Annotated in this window: 15 protein-coding genes; 11 read left to right on the top strand and 4 right to left on the bottom strand. The window is 39.7% G+C overall.

The window, feature by feature from the left end:
* The first annotated feature begins 381 nt into the window (after positions 1-381).
* The 10 genes from EFY79_RS18880 (at position 382) to EFY79_RS18835 (ending at position 13,833) form a co-directional block, all read left to right on the top strand.
* Positions 382-1,332, top strand: coding sequence for a carboxypeptidase-like regulatory domain-containing protein (locus EFY79_RS18880; RefSeq protein WP_123122308.1), 951 nt, complete (start codon positions 382-384; stop codon positions 1,330-1,332).
* Between the two features lie 169 nt (positions 1,333-1,501).
* Positions 1,502-2,347 carry a sugar phosphate isomerase/epimerase family protein gene (locus EFY79_RS18875; RefSeq protein WP_123122307.1) on the top strand — a complete coding sequence of 282 codons (846 nt, stop codon included), beginning with the start codon at positions 1,502-1,504 and terminating at the stop codon, positions 2,345-2,347.
* 326 nt (positions 2,348-2,673) lie between these two features.
* Positions 2,674-5,124: a TonB-dependent receptor gene (locus EFY79_RS18870; protein ID WP_123122306.1), complete on the top strand. Its 2,451-nt coding sequence runs from the start codon at positions 2,674-2,676 to the stop codon at positions 5,122-5,124.
* Between the two features lie 129 nt (positions 5,125-5,253).
* Positions 5,254-6,408, top strand: coding sequence for a PepSY-associated TM helix domain-containing protein (locus tag EFY79_RS18865; protein WP_123122305.1), 1,155 nt, complete (start codon positions 5,254-5,256; stop codon positions 6,406-6,408).
* Between the two features lie 191 nt (positions 6,409-6,599).
* On the top strand, positions 6,600-8,930 hold the full coding sequence (locus EFY79_RS18860) for a DUF7133 domain-containing protein (protein WP_123122304.1): 2,331 nt from the start codon (positions 6,600-6,602) through the stop codon (positions 8,928-8,930).
* 114 nt (positions 8,931-9,044) lie between these two features.
* A complete protein-coding gene (locus EFY79_RS18855) occupies positions 9,045-10,574 on the top strand; it encodes an alpha-N-arabinofuranosidase (protein ID WP_123122303.1) in 1,530 nt (509 codons plus the stop codon).
* Between the two features lie 207 nt (positions 10,575-10,781).
* Positions 10,782-10,982 carry a type II toxin-antitoxin system VapB family antitoxin gene (gene vapB / locus EFY79_RS18850; protein ID WP_123122302.1) on the top strand — a complete coding sequence of 67 codons (201 nt, stop codon included), beginning with the start codon at positions 10,782-10,784 and terminating at the stop codon, positions 10,980-10,982.
* Entirely contained in the window at positions 10,948-11,232 is a 285-nt protein-coding gene (locus tag EFY79_RS22055) for a type II toxin-antitoxin system VapC family toxin (protein ID WP_123122301.1), read from the top strand. The genes vapB and EFY79_RS22055 overlap by 35 nt, the downstream gene beginning before the upstream one ends.
* 78 nt (positions 11,233-11,310) lie before the next feature.
* Complete coding sequence (locus tag EFY79_RS18840) at positions 11,311-12,810, top strand: alpha-L-fucosidase (protein WP_123122300.1); 1,500 nt, start codon at positions 11,311-11,313, stop codon at positions 12,808-12,810.
* 6 nt (positions 12,811-12,816) lie between these two features.
* Positions 12,817-13,833 (top strand): zinc-binding alcohol dehydrogenase family protein, encoded by a 1,017-nt coding sequence (locus EFY79_RS18835; RefSeq protein WP_123122299.1) that lies wholly within the window; start codon positions 12,817-12,819, stop codon positions 13,831-13,833.
* A 12-nt stretch (positions 13,834-13,845) separates the two neighbouring features.
* Here EFY79_RS18835 and EFY79_RS18830 read toward each other — a convergent pair whose 3' ends face one another.
* From EFY79_RS18830 to EFY79_RS18820, 3 genes are all read right to left on the bottom strand, one after another.
* Positions 13,846-14,361, bottom strand: a complete 516-nt coding sequence (locus EFY79_RS18830) for a hypothetical protein (protein ID WP_123122298.1) — start codon at positions 14,359-14,361, stop codon at positions 13,846-13,848.
* Between the two features lie 23 nt (positions 14,362-14,384).
* Positions 14,385-15,128: a copper homeostasis protein CutC gene (locus EFY79_RS18825; RefSeq protein ID WP_123122297.1), complete on the bottom strand. Its 744-nt coding sequence runs from the start codon at positions 15,126-15,128 to the stop codon at positions 14,385-14,387.
* A 108-nt stretch (positions 15,129-15,236) separates the two neighbouring features.
* Positions 15,237-16,286: a N(4)-(beta-N-acetylglucosaminyl)-L-asparaginase gene (locus EFY79_RS18820; RefSeq protein ID WP_123122296.1), complete on the bottom strand. Its 1,050-nt coding sequence runs from the start codon at positions 16,284-16,286 to the stop codon at positions 15,237-15,239.
* A gap of 182 nt (positions 16,287-16,468) precedes the next feature.
* Here EFY79_RS18820 and EFY79_RS18815 point away from each other — a divergent pair, with 182 nt between their 5' ends.
* Positions 16,469-17,809 (top strand): APC family permease, encoded by a 1,341-nt coding sequence (locus EFY79_RS18815; protein WP_123122295.1) that lies wholly within the window; start codon positions 16,469-16,471, stop codon positions 17,807-17,809.
* A 24-nt stretch (positions 17,810-17,833) separates the two neighbouring features.
* On the opposite strand, the gene EFY79_RS18810 is transcribed toward EFY79_RS18815, so the two are convergent.
* On the bottom strand, positions 17,834-18,136 hold the full coding sequence (locus tag EFY79_RS18810) for a chaperone modulator CbpM (protein ID WP_123122294.1): 303 nt from the start codon (positions 18,134-18,136) through the stop codon (positions 17,834-17,836).
* Positions 18,137-18,143 lie beyond the last annotated feature (7 nt).

Raw genomic sequence — 18,143 nt, 5'->3', positions numbered from 1 at the left:
AAACCGCCAGCGGTCCGCCCGGATTGCATAAATAAGCACCAATAATCTACAGATGCCTCTCCCAAATCTACAAATAACAGCCAATTAATTTTAGATACCTGTATAGTAAGCACAGCGGCCTGCATCAATTGTTCAGATATTGACAAAGTAGCGCCGGATATCTGCCAATACGTTGAAGATAGGTGCGGCTAAAGTGCAGATAACTGCCAATAAGCGCCGGTTATAAGTACAAATGAGACAAATGAACTCACATGATTAAAAGATATGGAGTTCGTTCTCTCAGCGTACTTGATTGTATCGGAATGGATGAGCCTGTCAAAATAAAAGTACCCGGATATTCGTTTGGTATAAACAAACTGATTGATTGATAAATCTTATATTATGAATGAAAAGAGCAAAAAATACAATATTCCCCAGGAAATTCTCTATGCTGTTTGTCTGTCTTCCTGGGAATTGTGTAGAAAAAATCTTGAAACATTTGCCGGATTTAAGGCTTATTATACCGAAGCATTTATTTATGAGGCAATAGCATCAGTACGGAAAGCAAGGGAACTTCCGGGAATTCTCCACAACAGGGCCACAAGCAAAGAAGCGCGCATTGATTTACAATTGGCGGGCAGGCAGGTAATGGACAACTGGCAGTTGCTTAAGCTTTATATCAACAAAGCGTTCGGCAAAGACATGGCAGCTATCAAACTGGAAGCGGCGGGGGCTTCAATTTATACCAAAGCGGCTTTATACAACTGGAGCGCCGTTCGCAGCCTGGCAGATGTGGCTGGTACATTTATAAGAAATAACAAAGAAGCGCTTACGGAGGGCAATAATATGCCTGAAAAATTCCAAACGAGGTTTGTGGCAGATGGTGACAAATTCATTGGCCTGTCAATGGCATTTGGCAGTATCACAATGGAAAACCAAATGGCTACACAATTAAAAATAAATGCCAACAATGCCATTTATGAAAGCGCCATAGAAATGCTGAAAGATGGCCAGCAAATATTCAGGTATGATGCCATCATAAAGAGGCAGTTTATTTTTAATTACCTCGTTTCTGTCCACTCCGGCAAAGGCTCAGCCAGCTTCAGCGGCTATATTACCGATGAAGTTAATCACCCGGTCGAAGGAGCAACCATCCAGTCTCATAATCAAAAATATACGGCGATTGCTGATAGCAAAGGTTACTACTGCATTTCTCACATTGCAGAAGGAACTTACGTTTTCAATATCACAAGGCCAGGTTACGAGCCTGTTGAACAGGCATTCACATTTACGGCAGGCACAGCGCGCAAAGAAGATTTTATTATGAAAAAGCACATGCAGTTGGTTGCATAAAAAAAGAATATCTCCAACGAATGCTTTCTTAAATTGCCTGGCAAAATCTGCATTCAGGAAGTTTATCCTCGTCTGGTCTGGCCAACGGGATAAAAAAATAGTAAAGCAACAAATAGCCAAAATTTATATTTTTGTAATTAGAAAAAAATTTCTAAATAAATTATAAACAATGGATTCAAGAAGAATTTTTTTAAAGAAAACCACCTTCGGAATTGCTGCAGCTACCTTAAGCCCGGTGCTAAGCAGCGCGGGCTCTTTTGCTTATAGCGCTCCAAAAGAAGATGCCTCGCTTCCTTTGGGCATCGCCGATTACACGTTTTTGAATTTTGATATTCCCCAATCCATCAAAATGATGCAGCGGCTGGATATTCATGCGATGACTTTAAAAAACTTTCATTTGCCTTACGACAGTACGAAAGAGAAAATTGATGAAGTGGTAAAGGAATACAAAGATGGCGGCGTCAGCATTTATGGAGTTGGCGTTATTTATATGAAAAACAAAGCAGAAGTGGACCAGGCTTTTGAATATGCAAAAAATGTGGGCGTTTCGATGATCATCGGAGTGCCGGAACACGACCAGATTGATTACGTTCAGGAAAAAGTAAAATCATACAATATAAAGCTGGCTATTCACAACCATGGGCCGGAAGATAAAATGTATCCTAATCCGCAGATAGCTTATGATCTGATAAAAAATAAAGACCCTCGCATGGGGCTTTGTCTCGATATTGGCCACGCCCAGCGGGCCGGAGTCGATCCTGCTAATGCCGTTTTAAAATACAACAAGAGGATTTTTGACATGCACATAAAAGATGTGACAAAGGCGGAGCAGGATGGAAAAGCTATTGAGGCAGGAAGAGGAATTATTAATTTTCCGGCATTGGTAAAGGCGCTTCGCAAAATAAAATATCCGGGCCATTGCGGTATCGAATTTGAAAAAGATATGAAAGATCCTTTGCCCGGAATTGCTGAATCGGTCGGATATTTCCGGGGCGTAAAAGACGGCGTTTCGTAAAATCTTTTTGAAAGTGATTTTTTTGTAAAATAAATTATTTGGTGAAGCTAACGTTGGCTTTTTTATTTCACTAAAGCAGAAAAATAAAATCCAGTTATTTGTTTATTTACCGCTATTCCTGACTATATCAAATTCTATTTTTTTAAAAATGCTGAAGTGCTTGCCTGTACTGCATAAGGGAGGATGTTAGCTGCTAATTTCTATTTTTCTTAACGAGTGTTTTCCCAATTTCGAAAATCGTTTTCCCGATTTCGGAAATCATATTGGTACGCTTACATAATTTTTGCAATTCTTAATAATTCGTAAAACTGTAAGTAAAAATTAATATGATTCAATTCAAAAAGTCCGGGATACTTTATCGGTATATCTTTTTTCTGCTCATGTTCGTTGCTCCATTTTCTGTTCTTCATGCAGAAGGCGATGAAGATGGAAGCTCAAATATAAAAGGAACCATCGTAACCAATGAAGGCTTGCCGGCCGTGGGTGTTACGGTTACATTAAAAGGAACCAAAAGAAATGCAATCACAGATGATGATGGAAATTTTCATTTTAAAAACATCTCTGCCGGAGAATATTTTGTAGGAGTTCATTTGATAGGATATGAAGCCATCGAAAAGAAGGTTGATGTAGATGAAGGAAAAACGGCCCTGGTTCATCTGCAACTGGAGATATCTGAAAAAAAATTGCAGGAAGTAATCGTCACAGCGAACCGCTATAAATTAGTGCAACCAACAAGTGATTATGTTGCGAAAATTCCTTTAAAAAATTTAGAAAATTCACAGGTGTACACCACTATCACCAAAGATCTTTTGAAGCAACAAATGGTCTATTCGGTTGACGATGCAGTTGCCAACGCCGCAGGGATTCAGAAAATGTGGGAAGCTACAGGTCGCGGCGGAGATGGCGGCGCATACTACAATTCGCGTGGCTTTATATTATCAAGCCAGTTACGAAACGGCGTTGCCGGAAATATTACCAGCCGTATTGACGCAGCCAATATCGAAAGCGTAGAAGTAATCAAAGGCCCATCTGCCACGCTGTATGGAAGCCCTCTGACGTCTTATGGCGGATTGATTAATCGCATCACCAAAAAGCCTTATGATAAATTAGGCGGAGAAGTTTCTTATTCAACAGGAAGCTATAGCTTCAACCGCTTGTCTGCCGATTTTAATACGCCGCTTGATTCTAACAGGCGCATTTTATTCCGCATGAATGCCGCTTATAATTATGAAGGCACATTCCAGGATAATGGATTTTCAAAAGGATATATTTTGGCGCCAAGCCTTACCATAAAAGCCAATGACCGGTTGTCTTTTTCATTTGATGCAGAATTGTATAATGGTGCTAATACTTCCAAACAATTTATTTTCTTTTACTTCCCCACTTCACAATTGAATGCAACCAATCCCAAAGAGTTGGGAATTGATTATAACAGAAGTTATAGCGCACAGGACATTCAGCAGGTTTCCAAAAACCAAAATTATTTTGCGCAAATGGATTATAAAATCTCCAGCCAATGGCGCTCGCAAACTAATTTTAGCAGCACCAATAGTTTTTCTGACGGACCTTATGCTTATTTCTATGTAATTCCCAATTCTGTGGTAACCGGAAATCCTGATGCTACCGGCGCAGATTATCTTGCAAGGGCTGACCAATCCACTGCTAACAGTACCGCCCAGGCAACCGAGATTCAACAAAATTTTATTGGCGATTTCAAAATTGGAAATTTAAGAAACCGCTTCGTCGGTGGCCTTGATTTTTTCGCGCAAAATTCCAACCAGCTTTTTTATGGTTTGGATTTCGACACCATTCCTAAAAGCGGAACTATTCCGGCTTACGGAAATTTTGATAAAGACAATCTGAACAAGGCATTACAAAATAACACGCCATGGACTTATCCTTATCGCTATAAAAATAATACCTACAGCGCTTATGTAGCTGATGTTCTCAATATCACTGACAAACTGATTGCGTCTGCTGCTATTCGTGCGGATCATTTTCATAACCTTGGCAACTTTGACCAGGCTACAGGAAAATATTCCGGAGAATATGAGCAGACTTCATTCTCGCCAAAATTCGGATTAGTGTATCAACCGGTAAAAGATAAAATTTCTCTTTTTGCAAATTATCAAAATGGCTTCACCAATGTGGCCGGAACTGATTATGAAGGCAAAACTTTTAAGCCTGAGCAAGCCAATCAGATTGAAGGTGGAATTAAATTAAATGCATTTGGCGGAAGGTTAAATGGAACCGTTAGTTATTACGATATTGAAGTGAAAAATATTGTTCGCCCTTATGCTGAAAATCCCAATTTTTCTATCCAGGATGGAACACAACTGAGCAAAGGAATTGAAGCAGAGATTCTCGCGAAACCCGCCACAGGACTTAATGTAATTGTTGGATTTAGCTATAATGAATCAAAATATGATAAAGCAGATCCTGACGTGCAGGGTCGCAGGCCGGCAACGGCGATGTCGCCTTATGCTGCCAATCTTTGGATAGGGTATAGCTTGCTTTATGGAAAGGCGAAAGGCCTTGGCTTTGGATTTGGCGGAAATTATGCGAGCGATAACAAAATTGTGAACAGTGTGTATTACGGCGTTTTCACATTGCCGGAGCGTGTTATTCTAAATGCCACTGTATTTTTTGACCAGCCTAAATACAGGATTGGTTTAAAAATGGACAATCTTACGAACAAAGAATATTGGATAGGATATACAACAATGAATCCACAGAAACTGAGAAGTGTAACGGGAAGTATTTCTTTTAAATTTTAAAAGTCACGTGCTTTAAAGACCTGTAAGGTTTTCAAAACCTTACAGGTCTGCCCCCGGTTGTTTAATCAAAATAATAAATAGAAATACAAGGTTAAAACAAAGAATAAGAATAAATTCTGATTACAGGTTATGACTTTTAAAAAAATCATCAGCGTATCGCATCTCTGGCTGGGCATGGCTTCCGGAATAATAATCGTATTTCTCGGAATCACGGGTTGCATACTTTCCTTCCAAAGGGAAATAGAAACGCTGCAAACTTTCAGATATGTTGAGCCGCAGGAACAATCATTTCTTTCGCCTTCTGTTTTGAAAGAAACGGCTACTCGTTTGCTTCCGGGAAAGACGTTGCACAGTGTGTTGTATGGTTCCAAAAAAGAAGCCGCGCAAATGATTTTTTATCATGACCTTGATTATTATTATACCATTTTTATGAATCCCTACACCGGAAAAGTGTTGAAGGTGAAGAATATGGATAAAGATTTTTTTCGGATAATAGTAATGGGGCATTATTATTTATGGCTGCCACCAAACATAGGCCAGCCAATAGTTACATGGGCTACGTTTATTTTTTTGATATTGTTAATCACCGGCGTTGTTCTGTGGTGGCCGCGCAATAAAGCCGCCACAAAACAGCGCTTTAAAATAAGATGGAATGTGCGCTGGCGGAGAAGAAATTATGATCTGCATAATGTACTCGGCTTTTACATCACATGGGTGGCAATTATCCTGGCTTTATCCGCGATGATTATGGGATTTCAATGGTTTGCCAAATCGGTCTATTGGGTAAGCTCGGGAGGAAAAACGTTACCGGCTTACTATGAGCCCGTTTCTAAAACAGTGGCTTCAAACAAATCGGCAATTTCTGCGGAAGATAAAGTATATGAAATAATGAAAGCTCATTATACAAATGCAGAGACAATTGAAGTTCATTATGCGGCCAACGATTCTTCGGCAATTGCAGCAGGCGCCAATCCTGATGCGTCCACTTATTGGAAAACAGATTACCGTTATTTTGATCAAAATTCTTTGGAAGAAATACCGGTGACCAGTCTTTATGGCCGTTATAAAAATACCTCGGTAGCAGATAAATTGGCGCGTATGAATTATGATATCCATGTAGGGGCTGTGCTCGGCCTTACCGGAAAAATTCTTGCTTTTTTTGCGTCGCTGATTACTGCTTCTTTACCCATTACCGGCTTTTATATTTGGTGGGGCAAAAAGCATAACAAGAAAAAGACAAGAAACTATAAAATCAAAACCCGCGAGCTGCAGGAAGTTTTTTAATATTCCTGTCGAGAATAAAAAGCGGCTTAATTGTTCCTTCACTGTAAATTTTCTTTAAAAAAAATTTGCTTATTTTCAAAACTGAGAATTGGATTTTTTTCCCATTTTAAAACTATCAGTTTTTTAAAATGTTTTTACCGAAATTCGTTGGATAATTATCCATCAAAAATTTCAAATACTTCTCAAGCCAAATGAAAGGGCATTTTTCAAAATCCAATCGCTTAAAATCCAATCGTTCTTCTTTTTTGATAACCATTTTTTCAGCGCTGCTATTCGGAACGGGCTGCCAGCAAGGAAACAAACAGCTTACGAAAGAAGAATTAAGAAAAAAATTAGACAAAAAGGAATCTCCGGTTCTTGCTCCTTCTGAAACGTTGAAGCATTTTGTTTTAGAAAAAAATTTCCAAATTCAGTTAGCTGCCTCGGAACCGTTGGTGAGTGCTCCCGTGGCTTCCAGCTTTGATAATCAAGGCAGGTTGTGGGTTGTGGAAATGAATGCTTACATGCCCGATACTTCCGGTAATGGCGAGCAGGAGCCGGTTGGTAAAATTGTAATTCTCGAAGACAAAAATCATGATGGTGTATTTGATGACCGAAAGGTTTTTATGGATTCGCTCGTGATGCCCCGCGCTCTTTGTTTGTTTGATGATGGCATCCTCGTGGCTGAGCCGCCAAAGTTGTGGTTTGTAGAAAAAAATGGTGATAAGGCTGGCCAAAAATTTTTAGTGGACAGCGATTATGCAAAAGGAGGAAACACAGAACACCAGCCCAATGGCTTATTGCGCGGACTGGATAACTGGATATACAATGCAAAATCGGCCAACCGTTATCGCAGGGTAGGTAAAAATAAATGGCTGAAAGAGCATACTCATTTTCGCGGCCAATGGGGCATTTCGCAGGATGAATTCGGAAGATTGTATTACAACAATAATTCTTTTAATTTATTGGGAGATTATTTTTCGCCGTCGCTGGGCGCCAATAATCCGCATCAGGCTAGGGTTGCAGGTTTTGATGAGGGCATCGTTTCTGATAACAGCGTATTTCCGATACACCCAACGCCGGGCGTGAACCGTGGCTACCTGAAAGATGTTTTGGATGATAGTTTGCGCTTGATAAATTTTACTGCAGCATGCGCCCCTCTTGTTTTCAACAGCCCTGCTTTCGGAAAAGAATATTATAATAATGTATTTGTGGCAGAGCCTGCCGGAAATTTAATCAAGCGTGATGTACTTACTTTTCATCCGGATTCCACCACGGGAAAAGAAGCGTATCATGATAAAGAATTTTTGGCCAGTGACGACGAACGTTTCAGGCCGGTAAATTTGTATGTGGGGCCTGATGGCGCTTTATATGTGTTAGACATGTATCGCGGAATTATTCAACACAAAACTTACCTGACGCCTTATCTCGCTAGTGAAGCCATTGCGAGAGGTTTGGAAACACCACTTAACTGTGGGAGAATTTATAAAGTGACAAAGAAAGGCACCAGCTTAACAACGCCTTCATTTAATGAAAACAATGATTCTCTTTTATCTTACTTAAACAGCTCCAATCAATGGCTTCGTGAAACGGCACACAATTATATTTTTGACAAACAGTTGAAAAACCTTGCATCGTCTCTTCGAAAAATGCTTAAGACCGATACAAACCTGATTGGTAAAATCAATGCCATGTGGGCTTTGGAAGGATTGGGTGGAATAAGCAATAAAGACCTGGAGGAAATCTGGCCATCGTCTTCTTTTGAGATGCAACAGCAGATATTAACTTGCGCTATCGCAATCATGCATAGTAAAAAAGACGCTGATTTCTGGCTTCCGAAATACGATGCTATGTTGCAGCAAAATGTTCCCGGAACCGCGCCTTACCTTGCTTATCTTGGCGCGGCAATCATAAGGTATACTCCTCAGGGCAATGATTTGCTGATGAAGATTCTCAATCAATTTCCCGGAAATCCGTTCGTTGCCGATGCCGTAATCAGCGGTCTTCATGATAAAGAAAAACCATTCCTCCTGTTCTATCAACAAACTGTAAAAGATACTGCTGATTTTTTTGCAAAACGATTGCAGGCCGTAATTCAGAATGCTGAAAAGCAGCGCCTGGCTGCAATTGCCAGCAAAAAGTTGGATAAAGATATGCTGGCGGGCCTCAAGCTATTCCAGCAGAATTGTAAGGTTTGCCATGGCGATGACGGTGAGGGAATAAAAGGATTGGGCGCGCCGCTGAATGGTTCAAACTGGGTGCTCGGCGATAAGAATAAAGTGATTTCAATTGTGTTGTATGGTCTTACGGGCCCGATAAAAGTTGGAGATAAAATGTATGCGCCGCCGGATGTATCCGAAGCGATGCCTGCGATGGCTTCGAATGAAAGTCTTGGCGATAAAGAAATCGCCGATATAATTTCGTATATCCGTAATGCATGGAACAATAAAGCCAGCAAAGCAACGGAGGAAGAAGTAAAAAACATTCGTCAGAAATATCACGGCCGCCAGGAACCATTTACCATGAAAGAATTGATGAAGTAATTGTTATATTTATCTTCTCAGCAAAATAAAAAATTCAGTTATTTACCGGTTTGCTATACAGTTAGAAATTATTTTCTAAAAGTGATATGACTAATTAAAACAAAAAAGAATGATATGAAGAAAATACAAATTACTTTACTTTTTTTGCTCATTGCAGGCATAAATTCTTTATCTGCACAGGATTTAAAAGCAGAAATTAAAATTGATGCGCAGAGAAAAATCGGCCATATTGATTCTTTAATTTATGGAAATTTTACTGAGCATCTTGGCAGGTGTATTTATGGAGGTATTTATGATCCTTCCTCAAAAGAGGCCGATGAAAATGGATTCAGAAAGGACGTGTTAGCGGCTGTTAAAGATTTGCATGTTACCCAGGATCGCTGGCCCGGCGGTAATTTCGCCAGTGGCTATCATTGGATGGATGGCATCGGCCCTGTTGATAAAAGGCCGAAACGGAAGGACCTTGCCTGGGGCGCGATAGAAACCAACCGCGTAGGCACTGATGAGTTTATGCAATGGGCAAAAGAAGCCAATGTGCAGCCTTATCTGTGTGTAAATTTGGGAACGGGAACTATAGAAGAAGCAAGAGATTGGGTAGAATATTGCAATGCCGATACCGGAATTTATTACAGCAATTTGCGGGCATCAAACGGTCATGTGCAGCCATACAATATAAAATATTGGGGCCTCGGAAATGAAATGGATGGCCCATGGCAAATGGGACACCTGAATGCTGAAGATTATACCAAAAAGGCGCTGGAAGCCGCCAAGCTCATGAAATGGAGCGATAATAAAATTAGTCTAGTGGCCAGTGGCAGCAGTAATTATAGTGCTGATTGGCAACATTGGAACACCACTGTTATTGATGGGCTTTTTGATTATGTTGATTACATTTCTCTTCATCATTACGCCGGCAACCGCGACCATGATCACTATAAATTTATGGCTTCTACAGAAATGGTAAATAATGTGATAGACATTACGAGAGGTGCTATAAAAGCTGAACAACAAAAAAGAAAATCACACAAACCTTTATACATTGCTTTTGATGAATACAATGTATGGTATAGGACCGGTGGAAAAGAAGGACTGGAAGAACATTATAATTTGCAGGATGCGCTGGTGGTAGCGCAATACCTGAACACATTTGTGAGAAACGCAGACATCGTAAAAATGGCCAACATGGCGCAACTGGTAAACGTGATAGCACCCATGATGATTACGAATGACAAACTTTGGAAGCAAACTATTTACTATCCGCTACAACTTTTTGCTGCCAATTGTTATGGCGAATCGCTGGATACATATCTCAATTGTGATACTTATGATGCAGGCGATTATAAAAAAGTTCCTTACCTCGATGTTTCTTCGGCGTATAATGATAAAACAGGCGAGTTGGTGATTAATGTGGTAAACCGTCATCTTGAAAAATCTATTGAAACAAATATTGCAAACCAGTTTGGAAAACTCCAGGGGAAAGCAACTGTTTACACCGTAAATTCAGGAAACATAAGCGATGAAAATTCAGTAGATCAGCAGAAAGTGAAAACTCAAACAAAAGAAATTTCTGTAGAAGAAAACGGACTTGTGTATTCTTTTCCGCCGCATTCTTTCACAATGATAAAAGTGAAATTGAATAGATAACGTGTTGGATGGAAATGAAATATTTTAATTGAAAATACCAGTAAAGCAATAAATATTGATGATTCTTATTTTGTATTTGGATCATTATAGTGGTTCAATCATCAATCCAAAAGGTTGAAATTGATACTAGGCATTTGTCAAGGGGAATGGTAAATTAAGCCCCTCCACAATTAATTTTAATTAGATTTGTAAGAGAATATTAGAACGATGGACAATACACTTTTATACAGTAAACTCTCTCATCTGCCGGATAATCTGAAATCTGAAGTTTCTGATTTTATAGATTTTTTACTGGCTAAAAATAAGAAGCCAAATAAGCGTAAAGCTAAATTTGGGAGCGCCAAAGGTATGTTCAAGATGAAAAAAAACTTTGATGAACCTATTGAGGATTTTAAAGATTATCAATAAAGCAATCAAAATAAGTATAAACAGAGTTGAATTGAATACTTCGTTTGAACAGATTGGAGAAGAGATTAATAATAACAATTTCAAGATGCTTCCGATAACTTTTCAGGATACATTGATTATTTCATCTTTGCCTTTTCATCATAGAGATCCGTTTGACAGACTTCTTATTGCTCAAAGCTTAAACAATAATTTTATTCTTATTTCAAAAGACAAATTTTTTGATAACTATCAGATAAAAACCATTTGGTAATTAGAATCTAGCTAAATATTTTTTTTTAGCTTCGTCTCCTGTGATTCAATTTCTTTAACGTAACTCAAACAAAATTTCATGCAATTCAAATTTCTAAAACATTTTTTGCTCACTGTTATTTTCAGCGGGTTTTTTTATTTTTTATTGCCTGCCCAAACAACTTTCAAACCAAACAAAGAATCGCTGCATCAATACCAATATCCTGAATGGTTTCGTGATGCGAAGCTTGGATTCTGGGCGCATTGGGGCCCACAGGCTGTGCCCCGTCAGGGCGATTGGTATGCGAGGAAAATGTATGAAGAAGGCAGCGACGACTATAAATATCATGTGGCGCATTACGGCCATCCGTCTAAGTTTGGATACAAGGATATTATTCCCTTGTGGAAAGCAGAGCGATGGAATCCGGAAAAATTAATGGCGCTTTATAAAAAAGCTGGCGCTAAATATTTTGTGAGCATGGGCACGCACCATGATGATTTTTTTCTCTGGAATTCCAAAATTCATAAATGGAATTCTGTGAATTATGGCCCTAAAAAAGATGTGGTGGGGATATGGCAGGCTGCTGCAAAAAAGGAAGGATTGAAGTTTGGCGTGTCAGAACACCTGGGCGCAAGCTTTACCTGGTTTCAATCCAGCCATCGGGCAGATACTATGGGCCCAATGAAAGGCATTCCTTATGATGGCGCTAATCCGATGTACCAGGATTTGTACCACGCCAAAGCAGATTCCAACGACCATGGATGGCTAAGCATTAATAAAGAATGGCAAAGAGAGTGGCTTTTTAGCATTAAAGAATTAATTGACAATTACCATCCTGATCTGCTCTATTCGGATAGTCAGTTTCCTTTTGAAGAATACGGCGAAAACATGCTGGCTTATTTTTACAATCAAAATATGGCCAATAACGGAGGAAACCTTGAAGCGGTATATACCTGCAAGCAGCCTTCAGATGGAATGTGGGTGCACGATTTAGAGCGCGGCGTGCAGGATTCTATTAGTCCCTTTCCATGGCAGACAGACACTTCCATCGGCGACTGGTATTACCGCACCGGCCAGAAATATAAAACGCCGACAGAAATAATCCAGATGTTGGTAGATATCGTCAGCAAGAATGGAAACCTGTTAATTAATATTGTACAAACGCCTGAAGGCGATTTGGAGCCGGATGTAATCAAAATTGTAAATGAAATAGGAATGTGGACTTCTGTAAACGGCGAAGGTATTTATGGCTCTCGTCCGTGGAAAATTTATGGAGAAAGGCCAACTGCAGAAGCCGTTGTAAAAAGTTCCAATTTTAATGAAGATAAATTAAAATACAGCGCACAGGATATTCGCTTTACAACAAAAGAAAATGATTTGTATGCTTATTGTTTGGGCGAACCCACAAAAGATATTCTTATTAAATCTCTTGGAAAAAATTCAAAATTATTGGATAAGAAAATTGCCTCTGTCACTTTGTTGGGCAGCAACACGAAAATCAGGTGGACTCAAAAAGGCGATGCACTGATTATCAAAAAGAATTTTAAAATGCCTGTGCAGGAAGTGCCGGTTTGTGGCTTTAAAATTGAATTTAAATAAAAGCAAATGAAAGTTTTGGTTTGTACTGAGCCTGGGAATTTTGAATATAAAACGCTTCAAAAGCCGCACTTGAAGCCGGGTTACGCTATCATAAAAATTAAACGTATCGGAATTTGTGGCACTGATTTGCACGCCTTCGAAGGCACCCAGCCGTATTTCAGCTATCCACGGATTTTAGGTCACGAACTATCAGGGGAGCTGGTTGATTTTGATAATGCGCCTGGCTTCGAAAAAGGGGAGATAGTAACTTTCATTCCATATTTTAATTGTGGCCACTGCATTGCATGCAGGATGGGTAAGCCAAATTGCTGCAGCAGTATCCGGGTTTGCGGCGTGCATTGCGACGGCGGAATGGTAGAATATTTAATGGTTCCTTCCGAAAGTTTATTGCATGGAGAGGGTTTGAGCCTTGATGAGCTTGCATTGGTAGAGCCACTGGCTATTGGCGCTCACGGTGTAAGGCGCACGCAGATTGCGAACGGTGAAAACGTGTTGGTAATTGGCGCCGGCCCCATCGGTTTGGGAACTATGGAAATGGCAAAAATTGCTGGCGCTAATGTGATAGCGATGGATATTAATGAGCAGCGGCTGCAGTTTTGTAAAGAAAAATTACATGTGAGCTTTACGCTGAATGCGGCGGGCAAAGATGTTATACAGCAACTTGCTGAAATTACAAACGGTGATATGCCCACAGTGGTAATAGATGCCACAGGAAATTTGAAAGCTATTAACACGGGCTTTAAATATTTGTCTCACGGTGGAAAATACATTTTAATAGGTTTACAAAAAGGAGAAATTTGTTTCAGTCATCCTGAATTTCATAAAAGAGAAGCTACGCTGATGAGCAGCCGGAACGCTACAAAAGAAGATTTTGAAAAGGTGATGCTGGCGATGAAAAATAAATTAATTGATCCTTCCAACTACATCACACATCGGACAATTTTTACAGACGTCAAACAAGAATTTGCTCAATGGCTTAATCCCGCAAATGGTGTGATAAAGGCAATGGTATCCATGGAATAAATTTTCTGTTCGTCAGGATGGAACATCATTAAGAAATTTTTTGGCCCTTTGCCTGAAGGCAGCACTTTGATGATCGATTTGGGTTTTTATCAGCAATTTTATTTCAGGAATTATCTCAGGATATTTTTTAGCCAGGTTTCCCAAAATCGTCAGAGAGAAAGCTTTAATAGCTACCGCTTCGTTTGGAGATTCAAGGTAATGGAAACAGAGATTCATCACATCGCCTTCATATTCCTCTGGAAGGGGAACAAATTGCAAAAGCCGAACGGTGTTGCGTTTGATTGCATTATGAAGTGGCTCTTTTTTTAAATTTTCAATTAATTCGTCAAAGTTTTCTTTGATAAATCCGGGATGAGCAATCGCACAATAGCTCAGCGGCCATGCAGCTCTTTGTGTTACCCGGCTTTCATCCGTAAGGAAGAACCTGAAAAGTTCATTAAACCGGGAAACATCCTCACCCACCCAGGCAATTATTTTTTCACAATTGGCTTTGGTATGTTCTTTTAATATTTGCCGCCGGAGGTTCATCCTTTTAGAAAATATTTTCTAAATTATTTTTTTGCGCTTTTGGTAAAGTTGTTCAACAGTTTCTTCATATTTTTTACTTCATCTTTGTTGACGGAAATATATTCCAAAACTTCATTCATTTCTTTATTTACAAACTTCATTTCACTTTTTTTCAAAAATGAAGCCGAACTGTGAAATTCTTTGGCGCCTGTTTTTTCGGCTATTGAAATTATGTTTGCGGAATTGATGCCAGAGCCCGGCATTATAATAATCCTTCCGTCTGATTTGCGTATTAGTTGCGATAAAAGGCTGGTACTTTGCTCAGCTTTTGGTTGTAATCCTGATGTGAGAATTCTCTCAAAACCCAGTGCTATAAGATCTTCCATAGATCCAAACGGATCCGCCACCCTGTCGAAAGCGCGGTGAAAAGTAACCCCCATAGGATAGGCAATGTCAACTAATATTTTACATCTTTCTTTGTCCACATGGCCGTCCGGAGTTAGAGCGCCTGTAACGATACCATCGCAACCTGATCGCTTACAGAATTCGACCTCCTTCATCATCATTTCAAATTCATTATTAGTATACAGGAAATCTCCACCGCGCGGGCGAATCATCACATACAAATCAATTTCCAGTTTTTCCCTCGCTGATTGAACTAAGCCATAGGATGGCGTAGTGCCTCCTTCGCCCGGCGAACCACAAAGCTCAATCCTATCGGCGCCTGCTTCCTGGGCGGCAAGGCAACTTTCAATATTGAAACCGATTATTTCTAAATTATTTTCCATGGTAAATCCGAATTATAAAATAATCTCTAAACCGTCTAAACCTCTCCACTATCTAAACCTTTCTAAACCATCTAAACCCTCTCAATCTCTCACTTCTCACTCCAAATCCTATGATACGCCCAAGTCATAAAAGTATTTGGAAGCATAAACTTTTTCTTCGCCATTACTTTTCACTGAAAAAACAAATCCTTTTTGAATGGCATACGCCCCATATTCTCCCTTATTATTTAAAGCCAAAAAGCCTACCTGCACTTTTTTTGCTTTTTCCTCACTGCGATGAATAATTCTCTCAATTGCCTTACGGCAGGCAACTTCAGGCGAATAGCCCTGCCGCATAAATTCTACAACGAGATGCGTACCACATATACGTATCACCTCTTCACCCATTCCACTCGAAGTAGCAGCGCCTACTTCGTTGTCTACAAAAAGGCCCGCGCCAATGATTGGCGAATCACCAACCCGTCCGTGAATTTTAAAAGCCATTCCACTGGTAGTAACTGCGCCGCTCATATTTCCTGATTGATCCAAAGCTACCAATCCCATCGTATCATGATTGATGGAACCGTCATCAAAAAACTGTGGCGCAAAAGGGCCATTGCCATTTTTATTTTTTCTTTCTGCATCTTTATTTTCGATATTAATTTCAGGCTTGTACTCATTTTTTTTCAACCAGTTTTCATACGCCTGCCTTGCAGGCTCTGAAAGTATTTGTGGCTGCCTTTCAAATCCGTTTTCCAAAGCAAATTGCTGTGCTCCCTGTCCTACCAACATGATGTGGGGGGTGGTTTCCATAATTTTTCTTGCTACGGATACGGGGTGCTTAATTCTTTCTAGTGCGCCTACAGAGCCACAGTTGGCTTTTTCATCCATAATGCATGAATCGAGCGTAACAATTCCATCACGGTCGGGATAGCCGCCAAGGCCGATGCAACAGTCTATGGTATCTTCCACATATCTTGCGCCTGCCTCCACCGCATCCAGCGCACGGCCATTTTTAGAAAGAATTTTCCAGGCTTCCTTATTTACAAACCGCCCATTATCCCATGTAGAAACCACAATAGGTTTGGTTTGCGGTGCACCGTTGTTAAAAACATTTTTTAAAGAAACTAGTGGGGCCGAAAGGGTGGAAAGCTGTAAAAATTTTCGTCTGTTGATCATCGGGATTTATTTTTTCAAAATTAAAAAACAATAGTAAACAAATTTTTATCACATTTTTTTATTTTGGAGGGAAGAGAAAATTAAAGCCGGACAAATATAATTTCTTGGTCAGCAGATTGTATTTTTATAAAATTCATTTACGATTAATTATTTCATCACTTTAATACCTAATAGTTTTTTGCATGGCTGAGATGAAGCGGAGTTTAAGCCTGTGGCAGGCGTCAGCGATTAACATGACTGACATGGTGGGCATTGGCCCTTTTATCACACTGCCGATGGTAATTGGAATGATGAACGGCCCGTACTTTTTATATGCGTGGCTTGCGGGGGCTTTTCTTTCCATTGTTGACGGGCAGGTTTGGAGCGAGCTGGGCGCCGCATTTCCTGAAGCCGGTGGCAGTTATAATTTTTTACGAGAAGCTTACGGAAAAAACAAGGCCGGAAAAATGATGAGCTTTTTGTTTGTATGGCAAACGATGATACAGGCGCCGCTTGTGATAGCCTCTGCAGCCATTGGCTTTGCAAAATATTTTTCATTTCTCGTTCCTCTTACATTTTATACGGAAAAATTTGTGAGTGGCGGAGTGGTAATCTTAATTGTGATTTTATTATACCGGAGAATTGAAACCATTGGAAAAATCAGCATCTTTCTTTGGAGCGGAGTGCTTATTACCATGTTTTGGATAATTGGTGGCGGTATTGTTCATGGAAATTTTTTATCGCCGATAAAAAATATCAATAACGGCCTATCGGTAGATTACGCATTTGTGACTGCCATTGGATTTGCCAGTGTAAAATCTGTTTATAGCTATTTGGGCTATTACAATATTTGCCATTTGGGAAGCGAAATAAAAAATCCATCAAAAAATATTCCGCGAAGCATTTTGATTTCCATCATCGGCATTGCAGTTTTGTACCTGATGATGAACGTAAGCGTGGTAAGCGTTATTCCCTGGCAGGACGCAAAAGAAAGCGAATTTGTTATAAGTGAATTTATGCAGGCCCTGATGGGACATACCGCTGCAACCATAATTACGTGCCTGGTGCTATGGGTAGCTTTTGCTTCCGTGTTTTCTGCAACCCTTGGTTATAGCCGTATCCCGTATGCTGCCGCCAGGGATGGCGAGTTTTTTAAAATTTTTGAAAAACTTCATCCGACCAAAAACTTTCCTTATGTTTCTTTATTGTTTTTAGGTGGCGTTGCATTTATTTTCAGTATGCTTTTTAAGCTGAGTGAAGCCATCAGCGCTATTCTCGCAATGAGGATTATGATTCAATTTGTAGGCCAGGCAGTTGGTTTATTGATTCTGAGATCGCGTAAAAATGGAGTTTATTTTCCCTACAAAATGCCATTGTTTCCATTGCCGGTTATAGTCGCCATTTTGATGTGGTTGTTCATACTTATTTCCACCGGAACTAAATTGATGTTTGCCGGATTAGTAGTTATTTTTCTTGGCGGTATTGTTTATTTTATAAAAGCAAGGATTCGAAATGAGTGGCCTTTTCTATCTGCAAAAAAGTAGTAGACAAATAAATAACACGGATTTTTATTCTGAAGAAAGATCTGCTATAGCAGCAATATTTCGCAAATGCAAAATTTCTTTTTGTAACAAATCAATCTTTTGCAATAAATGATTTATCGTCTCAATTCCTTCTACGTTGATTTCAAGATCATAGTGCAGGCGCACAAATTTTTCCAGTTTTTCCAATTCATCGGAAGGAATGTAGGAATTGTGCTCTACCGATGTAACCCTTATCAATCCTGAATCTTGTAAAGAACTGATAAAGGAGTATTCGATGTTATGATAGACACAAAATTCTTCAGCAGGTATTAAGTCATCGTTTTCCATATCAAAA

The sequence above is a fragment of the Hanamia caeni genome (assembly GCF_003721595.1).
GTDB lineage: Bacteria > Bacteroidota > Bacteroidia > Chitinophagales > Chitinophagaceae > Ginsengibacter > Ginsengibacter caeni.
This window is presented reverse-complemented; position numbering and strand designations above follow the sequence as displayed.